General features: G+C 62.6%; 2 protein-coding genes. Both read left to right on the forward strand.

The window, feature by feature from the left end; translation table 11 throughout:
* The first annotated feature begins 87 nt into the window (after positions 1-87).
* Entirely contained in the window at positions 88-210 is a 123-nt protein-coding gene (locus tag FHS89_RS16395) for a hypothetical protein (RefSeq protein ID WP_281376718.1), read from the forward strand.
* Positions 207-1,807, forward strand: a 1,601-nt coding sequence (locus tag FHS89_RS16170) for a condensation domain-containing protein (protein WP_246414010.1), incomplete at its 3' end; no start/stop codon positions are given. The genes FHS89_RS16395 and FHS89_RS16170, both read left to right, overlap by 4 nt.

Consider the following 1,807-nt stretch of genomic DNA (forward strand, 5'->3'; position numbering starts at 1 on the left):
CTCATCCAAAATATCCAAAAATCCACAAACCATAACATCACCCTCAAATCCCTCTTCCAATACAACTCAATACAAACAATCGCTCACATGATTGACGCGATGACGGAAGCTCCGGTGACGCAACCAGACGAGATCAGCCTTGATGATCTGAGTGACGCGGATATCGACGCGCTGCTGGCCGCCGAACTCGATCAGGGGGCCGCGGAATGACCGATCTGAGCCAATTGAGCGCTGCTGAGAAACGCGCGCTGCTGACCCGGTTGCGCGCGGAGAAAGCCGCTCTTGGCGGGCCGAAACTGGCGCCTGTTTCCTTCGCGCAGCGGCGGTTTTGGCTGCTGGAGCGGATGCTGAGCACGCCCGGCGCCTATAACATGCCCATCGCGGTGGAAATTGACGGAGAGGTCAGCGCAGACGCGCTGCGCCGCGCGCTCGATCGTTTGGTCGCGCGGCACGAGGCGCTGCGCACCACCATCGTCGAGGTTGACGGCACCCCAATGCAAAAGATCGCCGCAACCGGACAATGCCCGCTGGATATCGCGGAACATCCCGATGCCGAGCAAGCACAATCCGCGCTGACAGAACACGCCTGGGCCGCGTTCGATCTGGCAAAGCGCCCGCCAATCCGCGCGCTTTTGATCCAGCGCGCGCCCGCGTGCTATTGGCTCCAGATCGTGCTGCATCACGCCATGGGCGACGCGTGGTCGCTCAATATTCTGATGGGCGAACTGACACAGGCCTATGCCGCTGAGATCGGCGGCGTGCCATTCGATCCCGCCCCGATCGGCACCAGCTATGCCGATTTCGCGATCCGGCAGGCGGCAGAAAAGGCACAAGGCCGACTGGCAGGCGGGTTGGCCTATTGGGAGCAGCAACTCTCCGCTCCGCCCGTCCTCTCCCTTCCGTCCGACATCCCGCGCCCGGTGGTGCAGCAGATGGCGGCAGACACCGTGCCAATCACCCTCACACAGGCGGAGACCGACGCCGTCAAACATCTGGCGGAGCGGACGGGAGCGACGCTCTTTATGGTGCTGATGGCGATCTATCAAATGGCCCTGATGCGGATCAGCGGGCAGACCGATCTGATCGTGGGCGCACCAAGTGCCGGGCGCGACGCGGCGGGGCTGGAGCAGACCATTGGCTGTTTCGTCAACACCATCGCGGTGCGGACGCGCGCAGACGATGACCCGGTTATGACCGATTGGATCGCACGGGTCCGGGACAGGGTGCTTGATGCACTCGCCCACCAGAATGTCCCCTTCGAGGAAATCGTGGACCAAGTGGTCAAGACGCGCGATCCGGCGCGGCCGACGCTTGTGCAGGCAATGCTGACCTTGCCCAATATCGCGCAGCATGATGCGCGTGCGGCGCTGCCCGTGCGGGCGATCTCCGCCAATGCGCCGACCACGCGCTTCGATCTGGAATGCCACCTGCGGGAAGGACCAGCGGGGCTTGAGGGAGAGATTTATTATCCCAAGGCGACCTTCTCGGCGGCCGAAATCACCCGTCTGCGCGATCTGCTCACGGCACTTTTGCGCGCGGCCCCATCGGCACTCCATGAGCGTCTGTCCCGGATCGCGCCGCCGACCTTACCTACGCAGAGCTACGGCCAGCGCAACCCGCAACCGGATGTGAGCCTGATCGTCCACCTCACCCCCGGCGACGAGATCGCCCTTGAACAGGGCGATCAGCGCCTCACCCGCACTGACCTCCAGGGTCGTGTTGAGGCGTTATCGCGTTGTTTGGTTGGGATGGGTGTTTGTGTTGGGGGGTATGTTGGAGTTTTGACCTCTGGTGGGTTTGGGTTTGT

Source organism: Rubricella aquisinus (assembly GCF_014199445.1).
GTDB classification, from domain to species: domain Bacteria; phylum Pseudomonadota; class Alphaproteobacteria; order Rhodobacterales; family Rhodobacteraceae; genus Rubricella; species Rubricella aquisinus.